Consider the following 22,308-nt stretch of genomic DNA (forward strand, 5'->3'; position numbering starts at 1 on the left):
GCGAATGAGAGCGATCATCCTGCCTGCCCCGAACTGCCTTCTTTTTCTCTTTCCGCGCCATGCCTCACCTTGCCGTTGCACCCGGCCCTCTGCCGGTTGTCGAGTGCCACGATATTAAAGATGAGTTTTGGAGTAAAGAATAAAGTTGATGGTGATGGTCATGTTTTTCGCCGGCAAGCCCGCTCGCGCGTCAAATCTATGGCAACTCCGGAGCCTGGAGGGCAGAAGACCAGACCGTAAACCATCAACGTGTTATTCATAAATGTATAGCGAAACCGCCTGCTAGACGGATTGAAAAGTAGCGATCTCGCATTTACATTCCCCTGCAGTAGAGCTTTTACAAAGCATGCGCCGGAGGGATGGGACACGCTGGCGCAATATCGTCGACATCGCGGTTCGATAAACCACATGGTCGCTGATATCGTAGAAGAGCCTAACGAATATTGCATGCACTTCTCGCTTGAGATGACAGGCGCCGATGACGGCGCACGACCATCGCGCGACCCACTTTGGACGGACACATATATGCAGCGCATCGCACCGATTGCAGGTTTCACTGCCCTTCTCCTTCTTGGCTCGGCTCTCCAGACGACAGCGTGGGCAGAAGGCGAGCCCGTGCAGGCAAGCCGCAATAATTTGCCGGCAATAGTGGTGACGGAGGTGGCAAAGCGCGACCTCGTGGACCGGGTGATTGCCACCGGCACCATTCGCCCCGTGGATGAGATCTACGTCCAGCCGCAGGTCGAAGGCCTTGCCGTCGATAAGCTCAATGTGGATGTGGGCGACAAGGTTGAGGCGGGCGCGGTGCTCGCCGAGCTTTCCCGCGACAGCCTGCTCTTGCAGAAGAGCCAGCTGGAAGCCAACAGGGCCAAAGCCGAAGCAGCCGTGGCGCAGAGCAAGGCGCAGGTGATCGAAGCACAAGCCAATCTGGATGACGCCGTCCGCCAGAAGGATCGTGCCGCCCGCCTTGGCCAGTCCGGCTCGGGCTCGGTATCCCAGGTGGAACAGACGGCAGCGGCGGCAGATGTCGCCAAGGCGCGCCTCGAGGCAGCAAGGCAGACCGTGACTGTCGGCGAAGCCGACATCAAGGTGGTGGATGCACAGATAGAGGATATCGATCTGAAGCTCGCCCGCACCGGCGTGAAGACGCCCGTCGCCGGCATCATTTCCGCCAAGAATGCGCGTATCGGCGCCATCGCCACCGGTTCAGGCAATCCCCTCTTCACCATCATCAAGGACGGTGCGATCGAACTCGTCGCCGATCTCTCCGAGACCGATATCCAAAAGGTCGAGGTCGGTCAGACGGCGCGCCTCACCGTCGCCGGCGGCAGCCAGAAGATCGAAGGCACGGTGCGCATCGTCTCGCCGACGGTTGACCCGACCACACGGCTTGGCGCGGTTCATATCGTGCTGCCCGCCAACAGCCCGGCCCGCGCCGGCATGTATGCCAATGCCGATATCGTCGTTGCTTCAGCCAATGCGCTCGCCCTGCCCTTGTCGGCGGTGACGTCCGGTCGTGAAGGCTCGACCTCACGCAAGGTCGATAATGGTGTCGTCAAGCAGGTGAAGATCGAGACCGGCATTCAGGATTCCGGCTTCGTTGAGATCAAACAGGGACTGTCGCTTGGCGACAAGGTCGTGGAGAAGGCAGGCGCTTTCGTCCGCGACGGTGACAAGATCAACCCGGTTCCGGCTGCCGCCGCGGCCTCGAACTAAAGCGAAGGCACAACCATGAACTTTTCCGCATGGTCCATCCGCAATCCGATTGCGCCGCTGCTTGCCTTCGCGCTGCTGCTCTTCCTCGGCATCAAGGCGTTCTACGACCTTCCGATCACCCGATTCCCCAATATCGACGTTCCCGTCGTTGCCATCACGGTGACGCAAAGCGGCGCCTCGCCCTCTGAACTCGAAGCGCAGGTGACGAAAGAAGTCGAAGATGCTGTCGCCTCGATCAGCGGCATCGATGAAATCCAGTCGACCGTCACCGACGGCCAGTCGTTGACGACCGTTCTCTTCCGCATCGAAAAGCCCACGGAAGAAGCCGTGCAGGACACCAAGGACGCGATCGACAAGATCCGCTCCAATCTGCCCGCCGGCATCGAAGAGCCCGTCGTCAGCAAGATCGACGTCGAAGGCCAGGCAATCCAGACCTTCGCAGTTTCCTCTCCCAACATGACGCTGGAAGAACTCTCCTGGTTCGTGGATGACACGATCAAGCGCGCGCTCCAGGGCCAGCCGGGCGTCGGCAAGATCGACCGTTACGGTGGGGCAGACCGCGAAGTACGCGTATCGCTCAATCCATCCAAGCTCGATGCCTATGGCATCACAGCAGCCGAGGTGAACAATCAGCTGCGCGGCACCAATATCGACCTCGGCTCGGGCCGTGGCCAGGTCGGCGGCAACGAGCAGACGATCCGAACGCTCGGCGACGCGCGCAACGTGGCAGAGCTTTCCAATACCACGATCGCGCTGCCCAATGGCAACTTCGTCAAGCTGTCGGAACTCGGAAGGGTGACCGACACTTACGAAGAGCCCAAATCCTTCTCGCGCTTCAACGGCAATCCTGCCGTCACCTTCGCCGTCTTCCGCGCCAAGGGTGCGAGCGAAGTGACGGTGGCCGAAACCGTCGCACAGAACCTCGACAAGGTCCGTATGGACCACCCGGACGTCGCCATCCAGATGGTCGATGACTCGGTCTACTTTACCTATGGCAACTACGAAGCCGCTCTCCACACGCTGATGGAGGGCTCGATCCTTGCCGTCATCGTCGTGCTGCTCTTCCTGCGCAACTGGCGCGCCACGCTGATTGCTGCCGTCGCACTACCGCTCTCGGCCATCCCCACCTTCTGGGTGATGGATCTGCTCGGCTTCTCGCTGAACCTCGTCAGCTTCCTGGCTCTGACGCTCGCCACCGGCATTCTCGTCGACGATGCGATCGTGGAAGTGGAGAACATCTCGCGACACATCAAGATGGGCAAGACGCCTTATCGCGCGGCGCTTGAAGCTGCCGATGAAATCGGCCTTGCGGTGATCGCCACCAGCTTCACCATCATTGCAGTCTTCGTGCCGGTCTCCTTCATGCCCGGCATTCCCGGCCAGTACTTCATCCAGTTCGGCCTGACCGTCGCCTTCTCCGTCTTCTTCTCGCTGATGGTGGCGCGCTTGATCACGCCGCTGATGGCCGCGTACCTCATGCGCGCCGACGATGCCGTCGATGATCATCACGACAATGACGGTCGGCTGATGAAGGCCTATACGCGCATGGTGACGGGCACGACCCGCAAATGGTGGGCACGGTATCTGACGTTGCTCGGTGCGATCGGCTTCCTTGTCGCATCGCTGATGCTGCTTGCCCAAGTGCCCGGCAGCTTCCTGCCGCCGGACGACTCCTCACGGGTCGTGCTCTCCATCGAGCTTCCGCCGAATGCGACGCTGGACGAGACGGACGCCACGACCGCCAAGATCAACAATGCCATTAAGGGCATCGATGGCGTCGAAAGCGTCTTCATCCTTGGTGGCGCTTCACCAAAGGGCGACCTGGAACTGCGCCGCGCAACGGTGCGCGTCATCCTGAAGAAGATCGACCACTCGCTGCTGAAAACCGTCGTCAATGATGGCCTCGGCTCCCTCCCGCTGATCGGGTCTCATCTGCCGAAGGTGGAAGACAATGGCAGAACGCGGCCACAGTGGGATGTGGAGCGCGATATCTTCGCCAGCGTCCACGACATTCCCGATGTCCGCATCATCAAGCTCAACGACCGCGCCGAACGCGAACTCACCTTCAACTTCCTCTCCTCCAGTGAGGAGGATTTGGGCAAGGCCGTCGGCATCCTGGAATCGCGTCTGCGCGCCTCCCCGATCCTCGCCAATGTCAGCTCGGAAGGCGCTCTTCCGCGTCCCGAGTTGCAGATCCGCCCGCGCAAGGATGAAATCGCCCGTCTCGGCATTACGCCGCAGCAGATTTCGCAAACCGTGCGCGTTGCCACGATTGGCGATATCGATGCGCAACTGACGAAGATTTCGCTCGATGACCGCCAGATCCCGATCCGGGTCCAGACCTCCCTCGATGTTCGTCGCGATCTCGCCGCCATCCGCGCACTGAAGATCAAGACCGCCTCTGGCGCCACCGTGCCGCTTTATAGCGTTGCCGATATCGACTATTCGGAAGGCCCAAGCTCCATCAAGCGCAACGACCGCAGCCGCGTTGTCGCCATCGGCTCCGACGTGCCCTTCGGCACCGCACTTGATACATCAACGGCGGAGTTCAAGCGGATCGTCGAAGAGACGCAGCTACCGCCGACCGTTCGCCTGGCCGAAAGTGGCGACGCCAAGGTGCAGGGCGAAATGCAGCAGGGCTTCGTCAACGCCATGCTGCTCGGCCTGCTGCTGGTGCTAGTCGTTCTGATCCTGCTGTTCAAGGATGTGATCCAGCCCTTCACCATTCTGTTCTCCTTGCCGCTTGCCATTGGCGGTGTGGCCGTGGCGCTGATCGTCACGCAGAACGCGCTCTCCATGCCGGTTCTGATCGGCATCCTGATGCTGATGGGTATCGTTACCAAGAACGCCATCCTGCTCGTCGATTTCGCCATCGAGATGCGCCGTCACGGCATGGAGCGCGTTCACGCCATGGTGGAGGCTGGCCGCAAGCGCGCCCGTCCGATCATCATGACCTCGATTGCCATGTCGGCCGGCATGCTGCCATCCGCACTTGGTGTCGGGGAAGGCGGCTCCTTCCGTGCGCCAATGGCGATCGCCGTCATCGGCGGCATCATCGTCTCCACGGTCCTGTCGCTCATCGTCGTCCCAGCCTTCTTCCTGATCATGGACGACCTCTCGCGTCTGCTCGCCCACCTCTTCGGCCGCTTCGTCGGCAAGAAGGAAGAAGAGCATCCGATCCTCTCCTCGGAAGAACTATCGAACGCTGCGCGCGAAAACAGCCAGGCGATCGCCTCCATGGAAGAGCGTATTGCAGCGGTGGAGAAGACCGTCCCGAAGGACGCTCGTAACGGCAAATCCGACAACGTGCTCCGGCTTCCGCCTCTCGCGGCGGAGTAGATCACCTCGCGCAGTGACCAATCTGGTGAAGTCGCGTTCACCGGACTTGTCACTCGACCTACCGCTTGTCGAATTTCGTCAAAGTTTGATCGAAATCAATTTGGCTTGTGAAGAACAAGCTATCCTCCCCTCATGACAACATTCGTTGCCGAAGCTTCGCCCTCTCCCAGCCAATCCAATGAGAGGTAAGCGAAGACGGTTATTGTTCTTGGGGGACGAGCGTGAGCAAGATCGAGAAACTGACAAACAGGGACAAAGCCCTCCTCATTCGTAGCGACCTTCTGTCTCCCATGAGCGAGACCTCGGCGCGCTCGATTATCGACGCGGCGTCGCTTTTGACGCTGCCCTCGCGCCACATGCTCTGCACCGAAGCCGGCACGGCGGAATTTCTCTATTACGTGCTGAGCGGCCATGTGCGCCTGTTTCGCACCAGTCGCGACGGGCGTGAGGCCGATATTCGCATCTGCGGTCCTGGCGAAACCTTCAATGACTGCATGATTTTCGAGACTGGCAACCACCGCTATAGCGCCCAGACCACCGAATGCTGCCTGCTGGCAAGACTGGAACTGTCGCGGATCAGGGCGATGCTTGAAGCAGATCCAACGGTCGCACGTGCCGTGATCGAAACGCTGTCGAAGAACAATCTGAAGGTCATGGATTGCGTGGCAAACGATCGGCTGCAAACTGCACCGCAGCGCGTGGCGCATTACCTGGTGACGCAAGCTCCTTCGGAGAAAGGCTCCTACTCGCTACGCCTTCCGTTTCAGAAAAGCGTGCTCGCCGGCAAACTCGGGCTCGCGCCAGAAGCGCTCTCGCGCGCCTTCTCCTCGCTGAAAAGCTGCGGCGTCAGCGTGCGCGGACGCGTCATTCACATCAACGACCCGGCAGCCCTGAACAGGCTTTAGTCGCAGATCAGCCCCGCGAGAACGTGTCGAACCGGCTTCAATTTCTCCAAGGCCGAGGAATTTACAAACCGCCCTGCTGCTTCAAAAAACCGACAATGCGGTCGATGCCTTGGCCGCGCTTCATGTCAGTGAAGAAGAACGGCATGTCCTTGCGCATGCGGGTCGCATCGCTGTCCATCACCTCAAGATCGGCACCGACGTAAGGTGCCAAGTCCTTCTTGTTGATGACCAGAAGGTCGGAACGGGTAATGCCGGGGCCACCTTTGCGCGGGATTTCCTCGCCCTGGCAGACGGAGATGACATAAATGGTGATGTCGGCCAGATCGGGAGAGAAGGTTGCGGCGAGATTGTCCCCGCCCGATTCGATGAAGACGACGTCCAGATCGGGAAAGCGCTCGTTCAGACCGGCAATCGCCTGAAGATTGATCGTCGCATCTTCACGGATCGCCGTGTGTGGGCAGCCGCCAGTTTCCACGCCGACGATACGCTCCGAGGGCAGCGCCTGCATGCGCACCAACGCCTCGGCATCTTCCTTGGTGTAGATGTCATTGGTGACGACGGCGACGGAGAATTCCGAACTCATCGCCTTGCACAGCTTTTCCGTCAACGCCGTCTTGCCGGAACCGACAGGCCCGCCGATACCAACTCTGAGCGGCCCATTTCCCGATTTCATGCCTTCTTCCCTTCTGGATATGTTTCACCGACATTAGCGGCCCAAAGCCTGCCCCATCAACAATAAAGTAGAAGGAACAGGTCAGGAGCGGAACAGCCGCGTTCCCTGCACCTCGTGTCGCATCGGCGCCGTATCGGCAATGATCGTGGCCGACCCGAGATCATAGAGCGTGGTGTTAGAAGCCCGCGCCGCGACCTCCCCTACCGCCTCTTCCAACCTTGACAGGATCGAGACACCATCCTTCTGCCCCGCGACACCAAGACGGATACCGGCGGAGATGAGTTGCGCCAGGCCGGAATGCAGATAGGCGGCAAGAACATCTTCCAGCGCAATATCATGCGCGGCAGCCACTGCACCAACAGCAACCGGATAGGTCGGTGAGGCCGGCAACCGATCGAAGACGGGAGACGACCAAGCGCGTGCCGCATCGACGAAGGCATCGCCCAAGAGAACCGTCTCGCGATACCGTTCCGCCGAACCGGCAAGAGCGCGAGACAATTCGGCAACCTCGTTGAGCGCCGCGTCGTCAATAAAGCCGTTCCAGGCCTGGCACACCATGACCGCATCGTTCCACAAGGTGCCACGCTGGAGCGAGAGGGCAATCCAGCCGCTCAGGCCCTCAGCATTGGTAACGCGTCGATCGGCGACAGCGCTTTCCAGTCCGCCGGAATAGGAAAATGCGCCCACCGGAAAGGCAGGCGACATCCAGGCCAGTAGTCTCAGTAAGCTGTCGACACTCCGCTTCGCTGTCATGCTTCAATCGTGATGATGGTGGCCGTGATCACCATGGGAATGGCCTGCGTGAGAATGCCCGCCATGCGCATGATAGGCGCCGCGCGCCGGATGGAAAGGTTCTTCCACATCCCGCACCGTCGCACCCAGCCCCTCCAGCATGGCGCGGATCACGTGATCGCGCAGGATGAGAATGCGGTCCTCTTCGATCTGTGCGGAGAGATGGCGATTGCCCAGATGCCAGGCAAGCTCGATGAGATGAAGCGGGGTCTTCGCAGTGATCTCGAACAGCTTCTCATTGGCTGCCCGCACCTCCACCAGATCGCCATTTTCAACGACCAGCAGATCGCCGTGGGCAAACAGCACGGCTTCTTTCAGATCCAGCATGACCATCTCGTCATTCTGAAGATGCAGTAGCTTGCGCCGCAAATGCCGCTGGTCATGGGCAAGTGTGACGTAGCCGGTCGGCTCGTCGGCGGGTGTGCCTGCGGGGAGATAGGATTGAACACGTAACATGGGGTTGTCCGGCCTGACTGTGATGCTTCAAGCATCGAGTCTTGCCGGATGAGACGGAGGATTGCAAGCCGCGGGCCAGCACGAATGCGCCATGGCGAACGAGGAAACGTTCAGGTCAATTTGCCTCAAGAAGCAACCTGAAGAGCCATGCCAACAGTCTCGTTGCGGTCCATGCGCGGGAACGGACCATCGCCATGGCAAAGGCGATTGCGCCCGGCCGCCTTGGCGATATAGAGCGCCTTGTCGGCCAAGGCGAAGGTATCGTGTTTCGATCGCGATGGGTCGATCTCGGCAATGCCCACCGATACGGTGGTCTGCAGAAGATTGCCCTCGAAATTGACGGAGAGACAGGCAACGCGTATCCGCGCCATTTCGATCAGTGCGACGCGATCCTTGCGCTCTCCGCCACACACGATCACACCAAACTCTTCGCCACCCAATCTCGCCACGCAGTGGAAATCGCCAAAGACATCCTCGATTGCCCGAGCGACACGCTTGATCACCAGATCGCCGGCACTGTGACCGAAATTGTCGTTGATCGACTTGAAGCGATCGAGATCGAAGATCGCCAACGAGGCGTTGTTCTGAATGTCTTCGAACACCTGGTTGAACGCGCGGCGATTGGCCAGCCCCGATAGCGTATCGGTGCGACTGAGGCGCTCAAATTCCGCCTGCGATTCCCGCAGCTGGCGGATCGCCTTGGCGAGAACCATGCAGAGAATTCCGGCAACCAGACCGCCGACGATCCAGCCCATGGCGATACTGTAGGAAACAGCTTCAGACAAAGGCACGGGAAGAAGCTCCAGCGTCGAGCCGAGCAGAATAACCGCCAGACTGATGACGATAGACAGGCAAATGGAGATGAACACCATTTTCAGCGCAAAACTGCGCAGCGTCTGGCCTTTGCCTGGATCGCTTAGACTCATTTCGAGCGAGATAAACTTTGCGAACCCGTCAGCCATCAGCCTCTTACCTCCATAAGGCAACCGATAAGCAGAAAAGGTTGCGACATCGATAATAGAACAAGTAAAAGTTTAAGCTAGTTTGATGCATATGTGAGATTGTAGAAATATCGCACATATTTGCTTAAACAAGGATGAGCGTAAGCAAGCCTATCCTCCCCGGCATGAACGATAAACCGGCCGGAATGATCCGCAAAATTCTTGTGAACAAGCCTCATGACGAATAGGACTGCAGCGGCTGAGCGACGCTCCCACCTCTGTTGTGCAGGACGCGGCGTCTAAGGTGCCTCGTCTGTTATTGAGGTACGAAAGACGTCCAGTTTCCCGAGAACGATTTCGATTTCGGGTCGATACCGCCCGCGAACCGCTTCAAAAGCCCGATATCAGAACAGGAAGTAACGTTGTGCCATGGGCAGAACCGTCGCTGGTTCGCACGTCAGCAACTCGCCGTCTGCGCGCACCTCATAGGTTTCCGGGTCCACCTCGATATGCGGGGTCAGCGTGTTGTGGATCATCGACGCCTTCGAGATACCGCCACGCACATTTTTCACCGCCACCAAGTTCTTGGCCACACCGAGACGTTGCGCCAACCCGCCATCGAGCGAGGCCTGCGAGACGAAGGTGACGGAGGAGTTGGTGCGCAGCTTGCCGTAAGCCGCAAACATCGGGCGGTAATGCATTGGCTGCGGCGTGGGGATCGAGGCATTCGGGTCGCCCATGGGTGCGGCGGCAATCGAACCACCCAGCAGCACCATTTCCGGCTTCACGCCGAAGAATGCAGGAGACCACAGGACGAGGTCGGCACGCTTGCCGACTTCGACGGAGCCGATCTCGTGGCTGACGCCATGGGCGATTGCCGGATTGATCGTGTATTTGGCGATGTAACGGCGAACGCGGAAATTGTCGTTCTCTCCCTTTTCGTCCTTCAGGCGGCCGCGCTGGCGCTTCATCTTGTCAGCCGTCTGCCAGGTGCGGATCGCCACCTCGCCGACGCGGCCCATGGCCTGGCTGTCAGACGAAATGATCGAGAAGGCGCCGATATCGTGGAGAATATCTTCGGCCGCAATGGTCTCCTTACGGATGCGGCTCTCGGCAAAGGCGATGTCTTCCGGAATGGACGGCGACAGGTGATGGCAGACCATCAGCATGTCGAGATGTTCCGCCAGCGTATTGACCGTATAGGGCCGTGTCGGGTTGGTAGAGGACGGAATGACGTTGGGGTTGCCGCAAATCTTGATGATATCCGGCGCGTGACCACCGCCCGCGCCTTCCGTATGGAAGGCATGGATGGTGCGACCCCTGATGGCGGCAACCGTATCTTCGACGAAGCCGCTTTCGTTCAGCGTATCGGTATGGATCATCACCTGCACGTCGAAGGCGTCGGCAACCGTCAGGCAGTTGTCGATGGCAGCCGGCGTCGTGCCCCAGTCCTCATGCAGTTTTAGCGACGAGGCGCCTGCCAGGATCATTTCTTCAAGCGGCTTCGGCAGTGAAGCATTGCCCTTGCCGGCAAGTGCCAAATTCATTGGAAAGCCATCGAAGCTTTCGATCATCCGTTCGATATGCCATGCCCCTGTGCAGGTGGTGGCAAGCGTTCCATGCGCCGGACCGGAACCACCGCCCAGCATGCAGGTAACGCCGCTCATCAGCGCTTCGTCGATCTGCTGCGGGCAAATGTAATGGATATGGGCGTCCATGCCACCGGCGGTCAGTATCTTGCCCTCACCCGCAATGGCTTCGGTCGAAGGGCCGACGATGATCGTCACGCCCGGCTGCGTATCCGGATTGCCCGCCTTGCCGATCGCGTGGATGCGCCCGTCCTTCAAGCCCACATCGGCCTTGTAGATGCCCGAATGATCGACGATCACCGCATTGGTGATGACGGTATCGACCGCACCCTCCGCACGTGTTGCCTGGCTCTGGCCCATTCCGTCACGAATGACCTTGCCACCACCGAACTTCACCTCTTCACCATAGGTGGTGAAATCCTTTTCGATTTCGATGAACAGTTCCGTATCGGCCAGGCGCACCTTGTCGCCGGTGGTCGGGCCGAACATGCCGGCATAGGCGGCGCGGGAAATCTTGTAAGGCATGTGCGGTCTGGCTCCCTCAAAGGCGCAGAAGGCTATTTGATTGGTGACGAAGAGAAGGCGGCGGCCACCTCAACGTCCTGGCGTTCGTCATCGAAACGAAACCGTCGCGATTAGAACTGCTCCGCGAGCGTCTTAAGCTCCTGCGTCCGGTCGCGGCTCATCTGCGCAAGACAGGAAGCGACAAGCTGCGGCTCCATCGATCCCCCTCGCGCCTGAAAACCAGTCAGATCGCAATTGGCGTCACGATAGGCAACCCAAGCACGCTGCGCAGCAACGAGCGCTTCAACGGCACCCTTGCCGCCCTCGTCAGCCGCCTTGTCGCGCTCGGCCAAAAGCTTGCGGAGCTTCTGATACTCGGTGTTCAATTCCTTGTCCGCCTTGTCGTAATCTTCCCCGGCGCATTGGGTCATCTCCATCTGCGTCTGTGGGTTGGCGCAATTAGCCTTGCCTTGCTGAGCAAACGCCGTGGTAGCAAGGCCGGAGCCTGCGAGCATGGCAAGCGACATACCGGCAATGAGGAATAAATGCCTGACCATCAAAGCTTCCCCATGATCTGCTGACGAAAGCCATAGACCTCGCGCTTGCCCGACAGTGTTACCAGCGTCACTTCGCGCTTCTGCCCCGGCTCGAAGCGCACCGCCGTGCCGGCCGGAATATCCAGCCGCATGCCGCGGGCCTTGTCACGCTCAAAGATCAGCCCGGCATTGGTCTCGAAAAAATGATAGTGGCTGCCCACCTGAACCGGACGGTCACCGGAATTGGCGACTTCGATGGTCACGGTCGGCTGCCCGGCATTGAGCTCTATCGTGCCTTCTGCGGCAATGATCTCACCTGGTATCATCGCGGTTCTCCTCTCAGCATGTCCGGCAAAATGCAATTGGTCTTACGTTCGGAATGCTTGAACAAAATGGTTGATCTCAGCGGATCGGCTCATGCACGGTCACGAGCTTGGTGCCATCCGGGAACGTGGCTTCCACCTGCACGTCATGGATCATCTCGGCAATACCCTCCATGACCTGATCGCGCGAAATGACATGGGCACCCGCTTCCATCAGTTCGGCAACGGCGCGGCCGTCACGTGCACCTTCGACCACATAGTCGGTGATGAGCGCGATCGCCTCGGGATAATTGAGTTTCACGCCGCGTTCGAGCCGCCGGCGCGCCACCATGGCGGCCATGGAGATCAGGAGCTTGTCTTTTTCCCGGGGAGTAAGGTTCATCGTCGTCCCATTCCAGTCGAGCGTCCTTCAAAGCCGGAAGGCACGCTCAAAATCATCCCGCAGATGCAGTCACTTAGGCCAGCGGTAGATCGGGCTTAGATCGCTGCATCCGCATCACAGATTCCAGACTTTCGGCACTGAGGCGCCGTTACGCAAGAGCGAAATGATGGGAAAAAGCATTTTTCTTAAGGAGAAACCGTCCGCAGCAGACAGGCGAACAACAAGCTTTCCCTGCCATTCGCTGGCGCCGCCGCTTTCTCCGGCAAACGCCCTGATTTTAGGCAGAAGCGCTTCGGTCAAAGGGCCGATATAAAGGATGGTGGCGAAGGCGACGCGGCCCGCGAGAACGGAAGAGTGCTGCGTCAGATCGGCAATGCGACCGTCGAGAAAAAGCTCTTCCGCGTGAACGAGCTTGCCGCCGTGACGAATGCGCCAGCGGTCGCGAAACAGTCCCTCTTCCATTGCTTCGCCCATGGCCTGACGGCCGAGCAACACCGCTTCCACAGCGAGAAACTCGGACGAGGCATGTAGATCGGCCTCCAGTCTGCGGGTCAGCGAGGCGCGATCAAAGAGGATGGTTTCCTGGGGGAGCCAATGGAGGCGGGTGTTTTCTTCCGCCGTGATACGAACCGAGACATTCGCAGTCCCGGCGGCGGCCTTGTAGACCTTCTCGCAGGCCTGCGTGGTGACGACAAGACTGGTGCCTGCCTTGGCATGCGCCTGCCATTCCACCTCGTCTCCCCCGGTCAAGCCGCCGGAGGAGTTGATGAGAATGGCTTCCATTTCATTGGAAAACGTATCGGGAAGCCTGATCTTGGCGCAGCCTTCCTGAAACAATTCGTCCAGACGGCTGCGCCCATTCAGCGCTTTGGTTACAATGCGTCCTCGGCCACGGGCGCGCTGCGGACGGGGTTGGCTGCTGCTTTCAAGGACTGGCTGCACGTCGTCTCCGAGGGCTTCGCGGATGCGGAAACCGCTTTCACAGAGCAATCCGTCTTCGACGTTGCGTCGACAACCATCTGCCCTTCCGTATTCTGGAAGAAATCCCACATTCTTTCGGCGGCATCAACCTGTCTCGCGCTCTCATCACCCGCTGTCTTGCGGTCGACCGCCGGCTGCGCCTTTGGCGTCACGTCGCTGCCGGGCTTGCGGGTCAAAACGGCAGAGGCGGCAATGACTTCGGATTTCATCGTGGTACGCGGCCAGGCGTGATCCCAAGCATCGATCACATAGGAATGGATGCGCGAACCGCTCTTGCAGACATCATAGGAATTGAAGGTGAAGTTGCCGAGCGACTTGCTCTTCACCGCACCCTTGCAGCCGTCAAGCTCCGCCCAACGCTTCAGCGCCGTCTCGCCGCCATATTGCCAATAAGGCTTGCCGCCGCCCTGATAGGGATTGGCCGGATCTTTCGTCCCGGCAAAGGCGATGATCGACATGGGCTTTGCCGGTGTGCAGCTTGCCATATCCGGACGCCAGCGGCCTTCGGCTTCCACTGGAACGCCGGCGCGCAGCGAGGCGACGAAGCCTGCCGCGGCAAAATCATCGCTGCCGCTGCACAGATATTGGGACAGCATACGCCCGCCGCCGGAATAGCCAGAGCCATAGAAACGCTCTTCATCGACACAGAATTTGGATTTCACCATGGAGACTGCATCGCGGATGAAAGAAACCTCATCCAGCCCGCCGGGACGGGTGGTCACGCCCGGCACGTTCCAGGCATGGGTTCCCGGCAGCTCGCCGTCAAGGCTGCCTTGCAGAGCAACCACCATGACACCTGAGCGTTCGGCGACCCTGTCCCAGCCACTGCGATCGAGCTGGCCGTTCGGATTACTGTTGCTGCCATGAAAGTCGAAAACGACCGGCACTGGCTTCAATCCATCATATGAGGATGGAACGAAATAGACGCCTTTGCGTTCTGACCCCTGTGACATGAGCGAAAACCCATGCCGACCGGGCTTAACAGCCTCACCGCACATCGATGCCGATGCAGCGGCGCTCATGCTTGTGAGAATGGCAAAACCTGCAAACAATGTCTTGGCAGGGAATGTGAACCGGAACGTCCGGCCAGCAACAGTCAAATTCATCGGCACGCCTTTATTGGCACAGTTCTCCGACAAGATGCCGGAAAATTCGCGGAATGTAAGGGATCGACGGTCGCGGCGTGCAGATGACCCCTCGGGTGTGTCTTGCATGCAGCATTCATGTTGCCAATAACACAGGACTTTGGTGAATGAAACGTAAAAACCTGCATGAAAGCCATGCCTGAGCGCATGGCTGTTCACTTTATCACGGGGTTTTTATTACGGCGTGAGCAAATCCGCAGCAACTATACTGTCAAATGCCGGCGGGCTTCGGGCGTGTCGAGCGTTTCCGCCGCACCTTGATGCACCACCTCGCCGCGATCCATGATATAGACATAGTCGGCAAGCTCGCGGCAGAAATCCAGATATTGCTCGACCAGCAGGATCGCCATGCCGGTTGAATCCCGCAGATACTTGATGGCCCGTCCGATATCCTTGATGATCGACGGCTGAATGCCTTCGGTCGGCTCATCCAGAACCAGGATCTTCGGACGCGTCACCAGCGCCCGACCGATCGCCAGCTGCTGCTGCTGCCCGCCGGAAAGATCGCCGCCGCGGCGTGACAACATGCTTTGCAGCACCGGAAACAGGCTGAAGATGTCGTCAGGAATAAACCGCTCCTTGCGCGGCAGCGGCGCATAACCACTCTCCAGATTTTCCTGCACCGTCAGCAACGGAAAGATTTCACGCCCCTGCGGCACATAGCCGACCCCGCGCTTTGCCCGCTGATAGGGTGCAAGTCCATTCAGGCTCTCTCCACCAAAGGTGATCGAGCCGCCGCTGATGGCATGCTGCCCGGTGACCGCACGCAACAGCGAACTCTTGCCGACGCCGTTACGCCCCAGCACGCAGGTGATCTTGCCCATCTCGGCATTGAGCGAGATGCCACGCAAAGCCTGCGCCGCACCATAGTGAAGATTGATGTTTTCGACGCTTAGCATGTTCACCGCCCCAGATAATTCTCAATGACCTTCGGATCGTTCGAGACGAAGTCGATCGATCCTTCGGCCAGCACGGAGCCTTCCGCCAGGCAGGTGACCTTGACGCCGAGCTCGCGGATGAAGCCCATGTCGTGTTCCACAACCACCACTGAGCGGGTCTTGGCGATTTCTTTAAGCAACACTGCCGTCTCAGCCGTTTCGGCATCGGTCATGCCCGCCACCGGCTCGTCTACCAGAAGGAGCTTCGGCTCCTGCGCCAAGAGCATGCCGATCTCCAGCCACTGCTTTTGACCATGCGAGAGGTTTGCCGCCAGATCGTCACGGCGGTGGCCGAGGCGGACGGTTACGAGGATTTCCTCGATGCGCGCCTTGTCCTCTGCCGTCAGGCGATAGAACAAGGTGGCGAAGACGCCGCGCTTGCGGTCTAGCGCGAGTTCCAGATTGTCCCACACCGTATGGCTTTCGAAGACGGTCGGCTTCTGGAATTTGCGGCCGATGCCGAGCTGGGCGATATCAGCCTCGTCCTTCTTCGTCAGGTCGATCTGGTCTTCGAACAGCACCGTGCCGCTGTCGGGCCGCGTCTTGCCGGTGATGATGTCCATCATCGTCGTTTTGCCAGCACCATTCGGGCCGATGATGGCGCGGAGTTCGCCAGGCTCGACGACGAAGGAAAGCGAGTTCAGCGCCCTAAAGCCGTCAAAGGAGACGGAAACGCCGTCGAGATAGAGCAGGCTTTTGGCTCTCGTATCGGAAACTGTGTTCATATCCGCCTCACTCCGCTGCCTGATGCGCCACCGCATCGTCATTGCCGGGCTTTGCCGGGTTGTCTTTCGGCTTCGTCACCTTGCCGCGACGGCCCGCCCAATGATGCTGGATGGTGCCGACAATACCCTTGGGGAAGAACAGCGTCACGGCGATGAAGAGGCCGCCGAGCGCAAACAGCCAGAATTCTGGAAAGGCACCGGTAAAATAGCTCTTGCCGCCATTGACGAGCAGTGCGCCGATGATCGGCCCGATCAGCGTGCCGCGGCCGCCGACCGCCGTCCAGACGACCACCTCAATGGAGTTGGCAGGCGCGAATTCGCCTGGATTGATGATGCCCACCTGCGGCACGAAGAGCGCACCGGCAATGCCCGCCATCATCGCAGAAACCACGAAGGTGAAGAGCTTGATGTTTTCGACACGAAAGCCAAGGAAGCGAACGCGGCTTTCCGCATCGCGCACACCCACCAGCACCTTGCCGAACTTGGAGTTGACGATGCCGGATGCAATCATCAGGGACAGTGCCAGCATCAGCGCCGTCATCGCAAACAGCACCGCACGCGTGCCACTCGACTGCACGGAGAAGCCGAGGATGTCCTTGAAGTCTGTCAGGCCATTATTTCCGCCAAAGCCCATATCGTTGCGGAAGAAGGCGAGCAGCAGCGCATAGGTCATCGCCTGGGTGATGATCGACAGATAGACGCCGTTGACGCGCGAGCGGAAGGCAAACCAGCCGAAGATGAAGGCGAGCAGACCCGGCACAACCAGCACCATCAACATGGCAAACCAGAACATGTCGAAGCCGTGCCAGAACCAGGGCAGTTCCTTCCAGTTGAGGAACACCATGAAATCCGGCAACACCGGATCGCCGTAGACGCCGCGAGAGCCGATCTGGCGCATCAGATACATGCCCATCGCATAGCCTCCGAGCGCAAAGAAGGCGCCGTGGCCGAGGGAGAGAATGCCGCAATAGCCCCAGACGAGATCCAGCGCCAAGGCCAGCAGCGCATAGGCGAGATACTTGCCGAGCATCGACATCATGTAAGTGGGGATGTGCAGCGGGCTGCCCGGCGGCATCAGCAGGTTGAGCGCTGGAACGATGAGCGCGACGGCCAGAATGATGCCAATGGCAATCGAGATGCGGCGGTCGAGAGCGCGAAGGAGAAAGCTGGTAATCATGCTTCGATCGCCCTTCCCTTGAGTGCGAAGAGACCGCGTGGCCGCTTCTGGATGAACAGGATGATGAGGACGAGGACGAGGATCTTGCCGAGAACGGCACCGACGGTGGGCTCGAGGAATTTATTCAGAACACCGAGCGACAGCGCGCCGACCAGCGTTCCCCAGAGATTGCCGACACCACCGAAGACGACGACCATGAAGCTGTCGATAATGTAGCTCTGGCCGAGATTGGGCGACACATTGTCGATCTGGCTGAGCGCGACGCCCGCTAGACCGGCAACGCCCGAACCGAGCGCAAAGGTAAAGGCATCGACCCAGGGCGTCCTGATACCCATGGAGGAGGCCATGCGCCGGTTCTGGGTCACGGCGCGCATCTGCAGACCGAAGGAGGAGCGCTTCAACAGCAGAAGCAGGGCGAAGAACACCGAGAGCGAGAAGCAGACGATCCAGACGCGGTTCCAGGTGAAGTTCAGATAGCCGGCGCTGAAGGAGCCGGACATCCAGCTCGGGCTGCCGACCTCGCGATTGGTCGGCCCGAAGATGGAGCGCACACCCTGTTGCAGGATCAGCGAAATGCCCCAGGTGGCGAGCAGCGTTTCCAGCGGACGGCCATAGAGAAAGCGGATCACGCCGCGCTCGATGACGAGACCGACGAACCCGGTAGCCAGAAAAGCGACCGGAAGCGCAATGGCCAGCGACCAGTCAAACAGGCCTGGGAAGTGGCTGCGAATGACCTCCTGCACGATGAAGGTGGCATAGGCACCGATCATCACCATCTCGCCATGCGCCATGTTGATGATGCCCATCACGCCGAAGGTGATGGCAAGGCCGATGGCAGCAAGCAGCAGCACGGAACCGAGCGACAGGCCGTACCAGATGTTCTGCGCCGTATCCCAAAGCGCGAGCGAAGATTCGATATGCGAGATTGCCGCGTCGATGTCCGGCTTCAGACCCGCATCGACAGACGAGGACGCGGCCATAAGGATGCTGATCGCGTCGCGCCCGCCGATTGTCTTGATCGTGTCGATGGCACGGCGCTTATTTTCGACGGAGCGATCGGAACTCAGAACCGATACCGCCCTCGCCTCTTCCATGCGGGCGCGAACCTGAGCATCGGTTTCTTTCGCGAGAGCGGATTCCAGAAGCCCGAGATTTTCTGCGCTCGGCGCTTTCAGCACGGCATCTGCCGCAGCAAGCCGCACCCCGCGATCCGGACTCAGCAGCGTCAAACCGCCAAGGGCTGCGCGGGTGACACGGCGCAGCGTGTTGTTGACCTTGATCTTCGTCACCGCGGCCTTCGGCGCTTCACCGACTGCCTCGCCTGTCACCGGATCGATCAGTGTCAGATTATCGCCGGCAGGCTTCACGAGAAACACAAGGCTGTCGGCCTTGCGAACATAGAGTTCACCGGCAGCAAGCGCTTCAAGTGCAGGCACCACGCGCGCGTCACCCGTTGCGGCAATCTGCCCAATCAGCGCTTCGGCTTGCTTGAAATCGGCCTTGCCCAGCGCATCGATCAACGGCTTTGCATCGCCCTGTTGGGCAAAGGCCGAAGCCGTCAGGCTGAACAACAAGCCGATCACGGCCAACAGTCGGAAAAACATGGTCCCAAGTCCCCCTTGGATGCCTGCGGTCGAATCGGCGCAGGTGGAAATCAGAAGGGAGGGCGACACCGCCCTCGTAGTCGTTGGCCCTCGTCGGCTTTTGCTCTCGCGGCCTGTTGGCCGCAGAGCCTTCCTTCCCTCGACGTCATCCTCGGGCTTGACCCGAGGATACATCGCATTCAGCGCAAACATCGGCGGCAAAGAGAGTGAGGAGAGGAATGGATCCTCGGGTCAAGCCCGAGGATGACATGAGTGGGTTTTGTGCGCGCTCCGGTCCATCTCAATCAGAGCGTCGATGCCATCAGAGAACCGGCAAGATCGCGACCCGCACTCTGCGGGCCGCGACCAATCACCCAATCACATGCCCTTGCCGCCGCACTTGCCGGACGCAACGTTGAAATTGCCGCAGGACATGGGCTTGCGCCAATCCGAGATCAGGTCCTTGGAGTCCGGCAGGTAGTCGGACCACTCGTCGCCCACGACCTGCGCGGTCTGCTGAACGATCTGGAACTGGCCGTCCGACTGGATTTCACCGATCAGCACCGGCTTGGTGATGTGGTGGTTCGGCATGACGGTGGCGTAGCCGCCAGACAGGTTCGGCACCGAGACGCCGATGATGCTGTCGAGAACCTTGTCGGTATCCGTGGTGCCGGCAGCCTCGACCGCCTTCACCCAGGCATTGAAGCCGATATAGGCAGCTTCCATCGGGTCGTTTGTCACGCGCTTGTCGTTCTTGGTGAAAGCATGCCATTCCTTGATGAACTCGGCATTGACCGGCGTATCGACGGACTGGAAGTAGTTCCAGGCGGCAAGGTGGCCGACGAGCGGCGCGGTATCGAGACCGGCAAGCTCTTCTTCACCGACGGAAAAGGCAACGACCGGAATGTCTTCAGCCTTTACGCCCTGGTTGGCCAGTTCCTTGTAGAAGGGAACGTTGGCGTCACCATTGATGGTGGAAACGACGGCGGTCTTCTTGCCGGCAGAGCCGAACTTCTTGATGTCGGAGACGATCGTCTGCCAGTCGGAATGACCGAATGGCGTGTAGTTGATCATGATGTCCTCTTCCTTGACGCCCTTCGACATCAGGTAGGCCTTCAGGATCTTGTTGGTTGTCTGCGGATAAACATAGTCCGTACCGGCCAGAACCCAGCGCTCCACACCTTCGGTGTTGGCGAGGTAATCGACAGCGGGAATTGCCTGCTGGTTCGGTGCGGCTCCGGTGTAGAAGATATTGCGCGAAGACTCTTCGCCTTCATATTGCACGGGGTAGAAGAGGATGGAGTTCAGCTCTTCGAAGACCGGCAGAACGGATTTGCGCGAAGACGACGTCCAGCAACCGAACACGGCAGCGACCTTGTCCTGGCTGATCAGCTGACGGGCCTTTTCGGCAAAGAGCGGCCAGTCGGAGGCCGGATCGACGACAACGGCTTCGAGCTTCTTGCCGAGAACGCCGCCCTTCTTGTTCTGCTCGTCGATGAGCATCAGCATGGCGTCCTTCAGCGTCGTTTCCGAAATTGCCATAGTGCCGGAGAGCGAGTGCAGCACGCCGATCTTGATCGTGTCGTCAGCGGCAAATGCGCCGTGGAAGGCGGTTGTAGACATGATGGCGCCGAGCAGCGCACCAGTAATCATTTTGCTGAATGTCATCGGAAGAACCCCTCTTCGTGTTGGGCCGTAAAGGCCTCAGCGGCATGGTGAACCGCTGTTGAGGGGGACTATCGGACTCGCTTCGGCGAAACCGTATACGTCGTTTGACGTAGGTGGGGTGGCGAAACCAGCACATCGTTAGGGGGTGACTGACGCAAGGTCAGGGTAACAAGTGAGAGAAGCTTCGAGAAACCTCAATTATGGGGTTTCTCGTCCTCGGCAATCGCTTCCTGGTGGTACCAGCTATCGAAATCCACCCGCGGAGCATCAGACTGAACGGAATGGATCGATGCTTCCTTTCGAACGCCCCGGTGGCCCGCACGGCCTCCGATAGGGAACTGATAGATCTTGGCACTTTCCATATTGGGTTCGGTTCTCATGACGGCCTCTTTTCTTCCAGTCAAAACACCTCAGCACCATGCTTCGTTCCTGAGTATAGCCGATAGAAAGTCTAAATTCACCCCATTCGCTTAAAAAAATATCACAAAGGCTATTTTTTAGGCACGCTCTTTGCGCATGGGTTAATCGAATAGTCTTTATGCAGCTAATCACACAAAATTCGCGCTTTCGGGTGAAAAAACATTCAGAATGACCCTGCCGCCTACAGTTTCGGCAGAAAATCAGCCGATTTCGCTTCATAAAGCATTCATAATTCTCAAAATTCGCGAAATCTCTGTTTGTGTCACGAGCGCGCAATTTGCCGTACTGAGGGGTTCGGCAGCCTCCTCACCAGAAGAAAATGAAGCATCGATTCTACCGCTGGCGCAAACTGGCACGGCGCATGCATATCTATCGGCAGCCCTTGAAAGCGAGAGCGTTTTCCACCGGTGACCGGACGAAAACAATCAAGGCTTCGCATCTTAACCCATGAGAGGTTCGTAATGACTAAGTTTAAACTCGAGTACATCTGGCTGGATGGTTACAAGCCGGTAGCAAACCTGCGTGGCAAGACCCAGATCAAGGAATTCGATGAATTCCCGACACTCGAGCAGCTTCCGCTTTGGGGCTTTGACGGCTCCTCCACCATGCAGGCCGAAGGCCACAGCTCTGACTGCGTTCTGAAGCCAGTCGCAATCTACCCTGATCCTGCACGCACCAACGGCGCGCTCGTCATGTGCGAAGTCATGATGCCCGATGGCGTTACCCCGCATCCGTCCAACAGCCGCGCAACGATCCTCGACGACGAAGGCGCCTGGTTCGGCTTCGAGCAGGAATACTTCTTCTACGAAAACGGCCGTCCGCTCGGCTTCCCTGAGCAGGGCTACCCAGCTCCGCAGGGTCCGTACTACACCGGCGTCGGCTACAAGAATGTTGGTTCGATCGCTCGCGAAATCGTTGAAGAGCACCTCGACCTCTGCCTCGAAGCAGGCATCAATCACGAAGGCATCAACGCCGAAGTGGCCAAGGGCCAGTGGGAATTCCAGGTCTTCGGCAAGGGCTCCAAGAGTGCCGCCGACCAGATCTGGATCGCTCGCTACCTGCTTCTTCGCCTTTGCGAAAAGTACGGCATCGACGTCGAATTCCATTGCAAGCCGCTCGGCGACACCGACTGGAACGGCTCTGGCATGCACTGCAACTTCTCCACCAAGTTCATGCGCGAAGTTGGCGGCAAGGAATACTTCGAAGCCCTCATGGCTGCCTTCGAAAAGAACTGGAAAGAGCACATCGACGTTTACGGTCCGGACAACCACCTGCGCCTGACCGGCAAGCACGAAACCGCTCCTTGGAACAAGTTCTCCTACGGCGTTGCAGACCGTGGCGCGTCGATCCGCGTTCCGCACTCCTTCGTCAACAACGGCTATCGTGGTTACCTCGAAGACCGTCGTCCGAACTCCCAGGGCTGCCCATACCAGATCGCTTCCGTCGTTCTGAAGACGATCGCAGAAGTCCCGACGGCAAAGTCGGCTGCTGCCTAATCGAAAACAAATGGCGTCG

The 22,308-nt window shown here is 59.0% G+C and carries 21 protein-coding genes; 5 read left to right on the forward strand and 16 right to left on the reverse strand.

Features of this window, described 5'->3' with window-relative positions:
* Positions 1 to 525: 525 nt before the first annotated feature.
* From WKI41_RS08685 to WKI41_RS08695, 3 genes are all read left to right on the forward strand, one after another.
* Positions 526 to 1,716, forward strand: a complete 1,191-nt coding sequence (locus WKI41_RS08685) for an efflux RND transporter periplasmic adaptor subunit (RefSeq protein ID WP_340193264.1) — start codon at positions 526 to 528, stop codon at positions 1,714 to 1,716.
* Positions 1,717 to 1,731: 15 nt separating this feature from the next.
* On the forward strand, positions 1,732 to 5,055 hold the full coding sequence (locus WKI41_RS08690) for an efflux RND transporter permease subunit (protein WP_340193099.1): 3,324 nt from the start codon (positions 1,732 to 1,734) through the stop codon (positions 5,053 to 5,055).
* 221 nt (positions 5,056 to 5,276) lie between these two features.
* Entirely contained in the window at positions 5,277 to 5,960 is a 684-nt protein-coding gene (locus tag WKI41_RS08695; RefSeq protein WP_340193100.1) for a cyclic nucleotide-binding domain-containing protein, read from the forward strand.
* A gap of 61 nt (positions 5,961 to 6,021) precedes the next feature.
* Here the strand turns inward: WKI41_RS08695 and ureG are convergent, their stop codons facing one another.
* From ureG to WKI41_RS08775, 16 genes are all read right to left on the reverse strand, one after another.
* A complete protein-coding gene (gene ureG / locus WKI41_RS08700) occupies positions 6,022 to 6,633 on the reverse strand; it encodes an urease accessory protein UreG (RefSeq protein WP_340193101.1) in 612 nt (203 codons plus the stop codon).
* Positions 6,634 to 6,714: 81 nt separating this feature from the next.
* Positions 6,715 to 7,386, reverse strand: coding sequence for an urease accessory protein UreF (locus WKI41_RS08705; RefSeq protein WP_340193102.1), 672 nt, complete (start codon positions 7,384 to 7,386; stop codon positions 6,715 to 6,717).
* Positions 7,387 to 7,389: 3 nt separating this feature from the next.
* Positions 7,390 to 7,881 carry an urease accessory protein UreE gene (ureE, locus tag WKI41_RS08710; RefSeq protein WP_340193103.1) on the reverse strand — a complete coding sequence of 164 codons (492 nt, stop codon included), beginning with the start codon at positions 7,879 to 7,881 and terminating at the stop codon, positions 7,390 to 7,392.
* A gap of 125 nt (positions 7,882 to 8,006) precedes the next feature.
* The gene (locus tag WKI41_RS08715) at positions 8,007 to 8,843 is read right to left on the reverse strand and encodes a diguanylate cyclase (RefSeq protein ID WP_340193104.1); all 837 of its coding nucleotides are present in this window, start codon (positions 8,841 to 8,843) and stop codon (positions 8,007 to 8,009) included.
* A 383-nt stretch (positions 8,844 to 9,226) separates the two neighbouring features.
* Positions 9,227 to 10,936, reverse strand: coding sequence for an urease subunit alpha (gene ureC / locus WKI41_RS08720; RefSeq protein ID WP_340193105.1), 1,710 nt, complete (start codon positions 10,934 to 10,936; stop codon positions 9,227 to 9,229).
* A 110-nt stretch (positions 10,937 to 11,046) separates the two neighbouring features.
* The gene (locus WKI41_RS08725; protein WP_340193265.1) at positions 11,047 to 11,430 is read right to left on the reverse strand and encodes a lysozyme inhibitor LprI family protein; all 384 of its coding nucleotides are present in this window, start codon (positions 11,428 to 11,430) and stop codon (positions 11,047 to 11,049) included.
* A 41-nt stretch (positions 11,431 to 11,471) separates the two neighbouring features.
* Positions 11,472 to 11,777, reverse strand: a complete 306-nt coding sequence (locus tag WKI41_RS08730; RefSeq protein ID WP_340193106.1) for an urease subunit beta — start codon at positions 11,775 to 11,777, stop codon at positions 11,472 to 11,474.
* Between the two features lie 76 nt (positions 11,778 to 11,853).
* Entirely contained in the window at positions 11,854 to 12,156 is a 303-nt protein-coding gene (locus tag WKI41_RS08735) for an urease subunit gamma (RefSeq protein WP_062426232.1), read from the reverse strand.
* 114 nt (positions 12,157 to 12,270) lie between these two features.
* On the reverse strand, positions 12,271 to 12,993 hold the full coding sequence (locus WKI41_RS08740) for an urease accessory protein UreD (protein WP_425341009.1): 723 nt from the start codon (positions 12,991 to 12,993) through the stop codon (positions 12,271 to 12,273).
* 35 nt (positions 12,994 to 13,028) lie between these two features.
* A complete protein-coding gene (locus WKI41_RS08745; RefSeq protein WP_340193266.1) occupies positions 13,029 to 14,243 on the reverse strand; it encodes a polyhydroxybutyrate depolymerase in 1,215 nt (404 codons plus the stop codon).
* A 242-nt stretch (positions 14,244 to 14,485) separates the two neighbouring features.
* Positions 14,486 to 15,181, reverse strand: a complete 696-nt coding sequence (gene urtE, locus WKI41_RS08750) for an urea ABC transporter ATP-binding subunit UrtE (protein ID WP_062598804.1) — start codon at positions 15,179 to 15,181, stop codon at positions 14,486 to 14,488.
* Between the two features lie 2 nt (positions 15,182 to 15,183).
* Positions 15,184 to 15,945, reverse strand: coding sequence for an urea ABC transporter ATP-binding protein UrtD (urtD, locus tag WKI41_RS08755; protein WP_340193108.1), 762 nt, complete (start codon positions 15,943 to 15,945; stop codon positions 15,184 to 15,186).
* Between the two features lie 7 nt (positions 15,946 to 15,952).
* Positions 15,953 to 17,122, reverse strand: a complete 1,170-nt coding sequence (gene urtC / locus WKI41_RS08760) for an urea ABC transporter permease subunit UrtC (RefSeq protein WP_425341002.1) — start codon at positions 17,120 to 17,122, stop codon at positions 15,953 to 15,955.
* Complete coding sequence (gene urtB / locus WKI41_RS08765) at positions 17,119 to 18,726, reverse strand: urea ABC transporter permease subunit UrtB (protein WP_340193109.1); 1,608 nt, start codon at positions 18,724 to 18,726, stop codon at positions 17,119 to 17,121. Before urtB ends, urtC begins: the two co-directional genes overlap by 4 nt.
* A 357-nt stretch (positions 18,727 to 19,083) precedes the next feature.
* Positions 19,084 to 20,373, reverse strand: coding sequence for an urea ABC transporter substrate-binding protein (gene urtA / locus WKI41_RS08770; protein ID WP_340193110.1), 1,290 nt, complete (start codon positions 20,371 to 20,373; stop codon positions 19,084 to 19,086).
* A 194-nt stretch (positions 20,374 to 20,567) separates the two neighbouring features.
* Positions 20,568 to 20,753: a DUF2735 domain-containing protein gene (locus tag WKI41_RS08775; protein WP_340193111.1), complete on the reverse strand. Its 186-nt coding sequence runs from the start codon at positions 20,751 to 20,753 to the stop codon at positions 20,568 to 20,570.
* Positions 20,754 to 20,961: 208 nt separating this feature from the next.
* Here WKI41_RS08775 and WKI41_RS08780 point away from each other — a divergent pair, with 208 nt between their 5' ends.
* Both WKI41_RS08780 and WKI41_RS08785 read left to right on the forward strand, forming a co-directional pair.
* Positions 20,962 to 21,204 (forward strand): hypothetical protein, encoded by a 243-nt coding sequence (locus WKI41_RS08780; RefSeq protein WP_340193112.1) that lies wholly within the window; start codon positions 20,962 to 20,964, stop codon positions 21,202 to 21,204.
* A gap of 50 nt (positions 21,205 to 21,254) precedes the next feature.
* Positions 21,255 to 22,289: a glutamine synthetase beta-grasp domain-containing protein gene (locus tag WKI41_RS08785; protein WP_340193113.1), complete on the forward strand. Its 1,035-nt coding sequence runs from the start codon at positions 21,255 to 21,257 to the stop codon at positions 22,287 to 22,289.
* Positions 22,290 to 22,308: the final 19 nt, after the last annotated feature.

Origin of the sequence: Agrobacterium larrymoorei, assembly GCF_037722385.1 — a bacterium.
Taxonomy (GTDB): Bacteria; Pseudomonadota; Alphaproteobacteria; order Rhizobiales; family Rhizobiaceae; genus Agrobacterium; species Agrobacterium larrymoorei_C.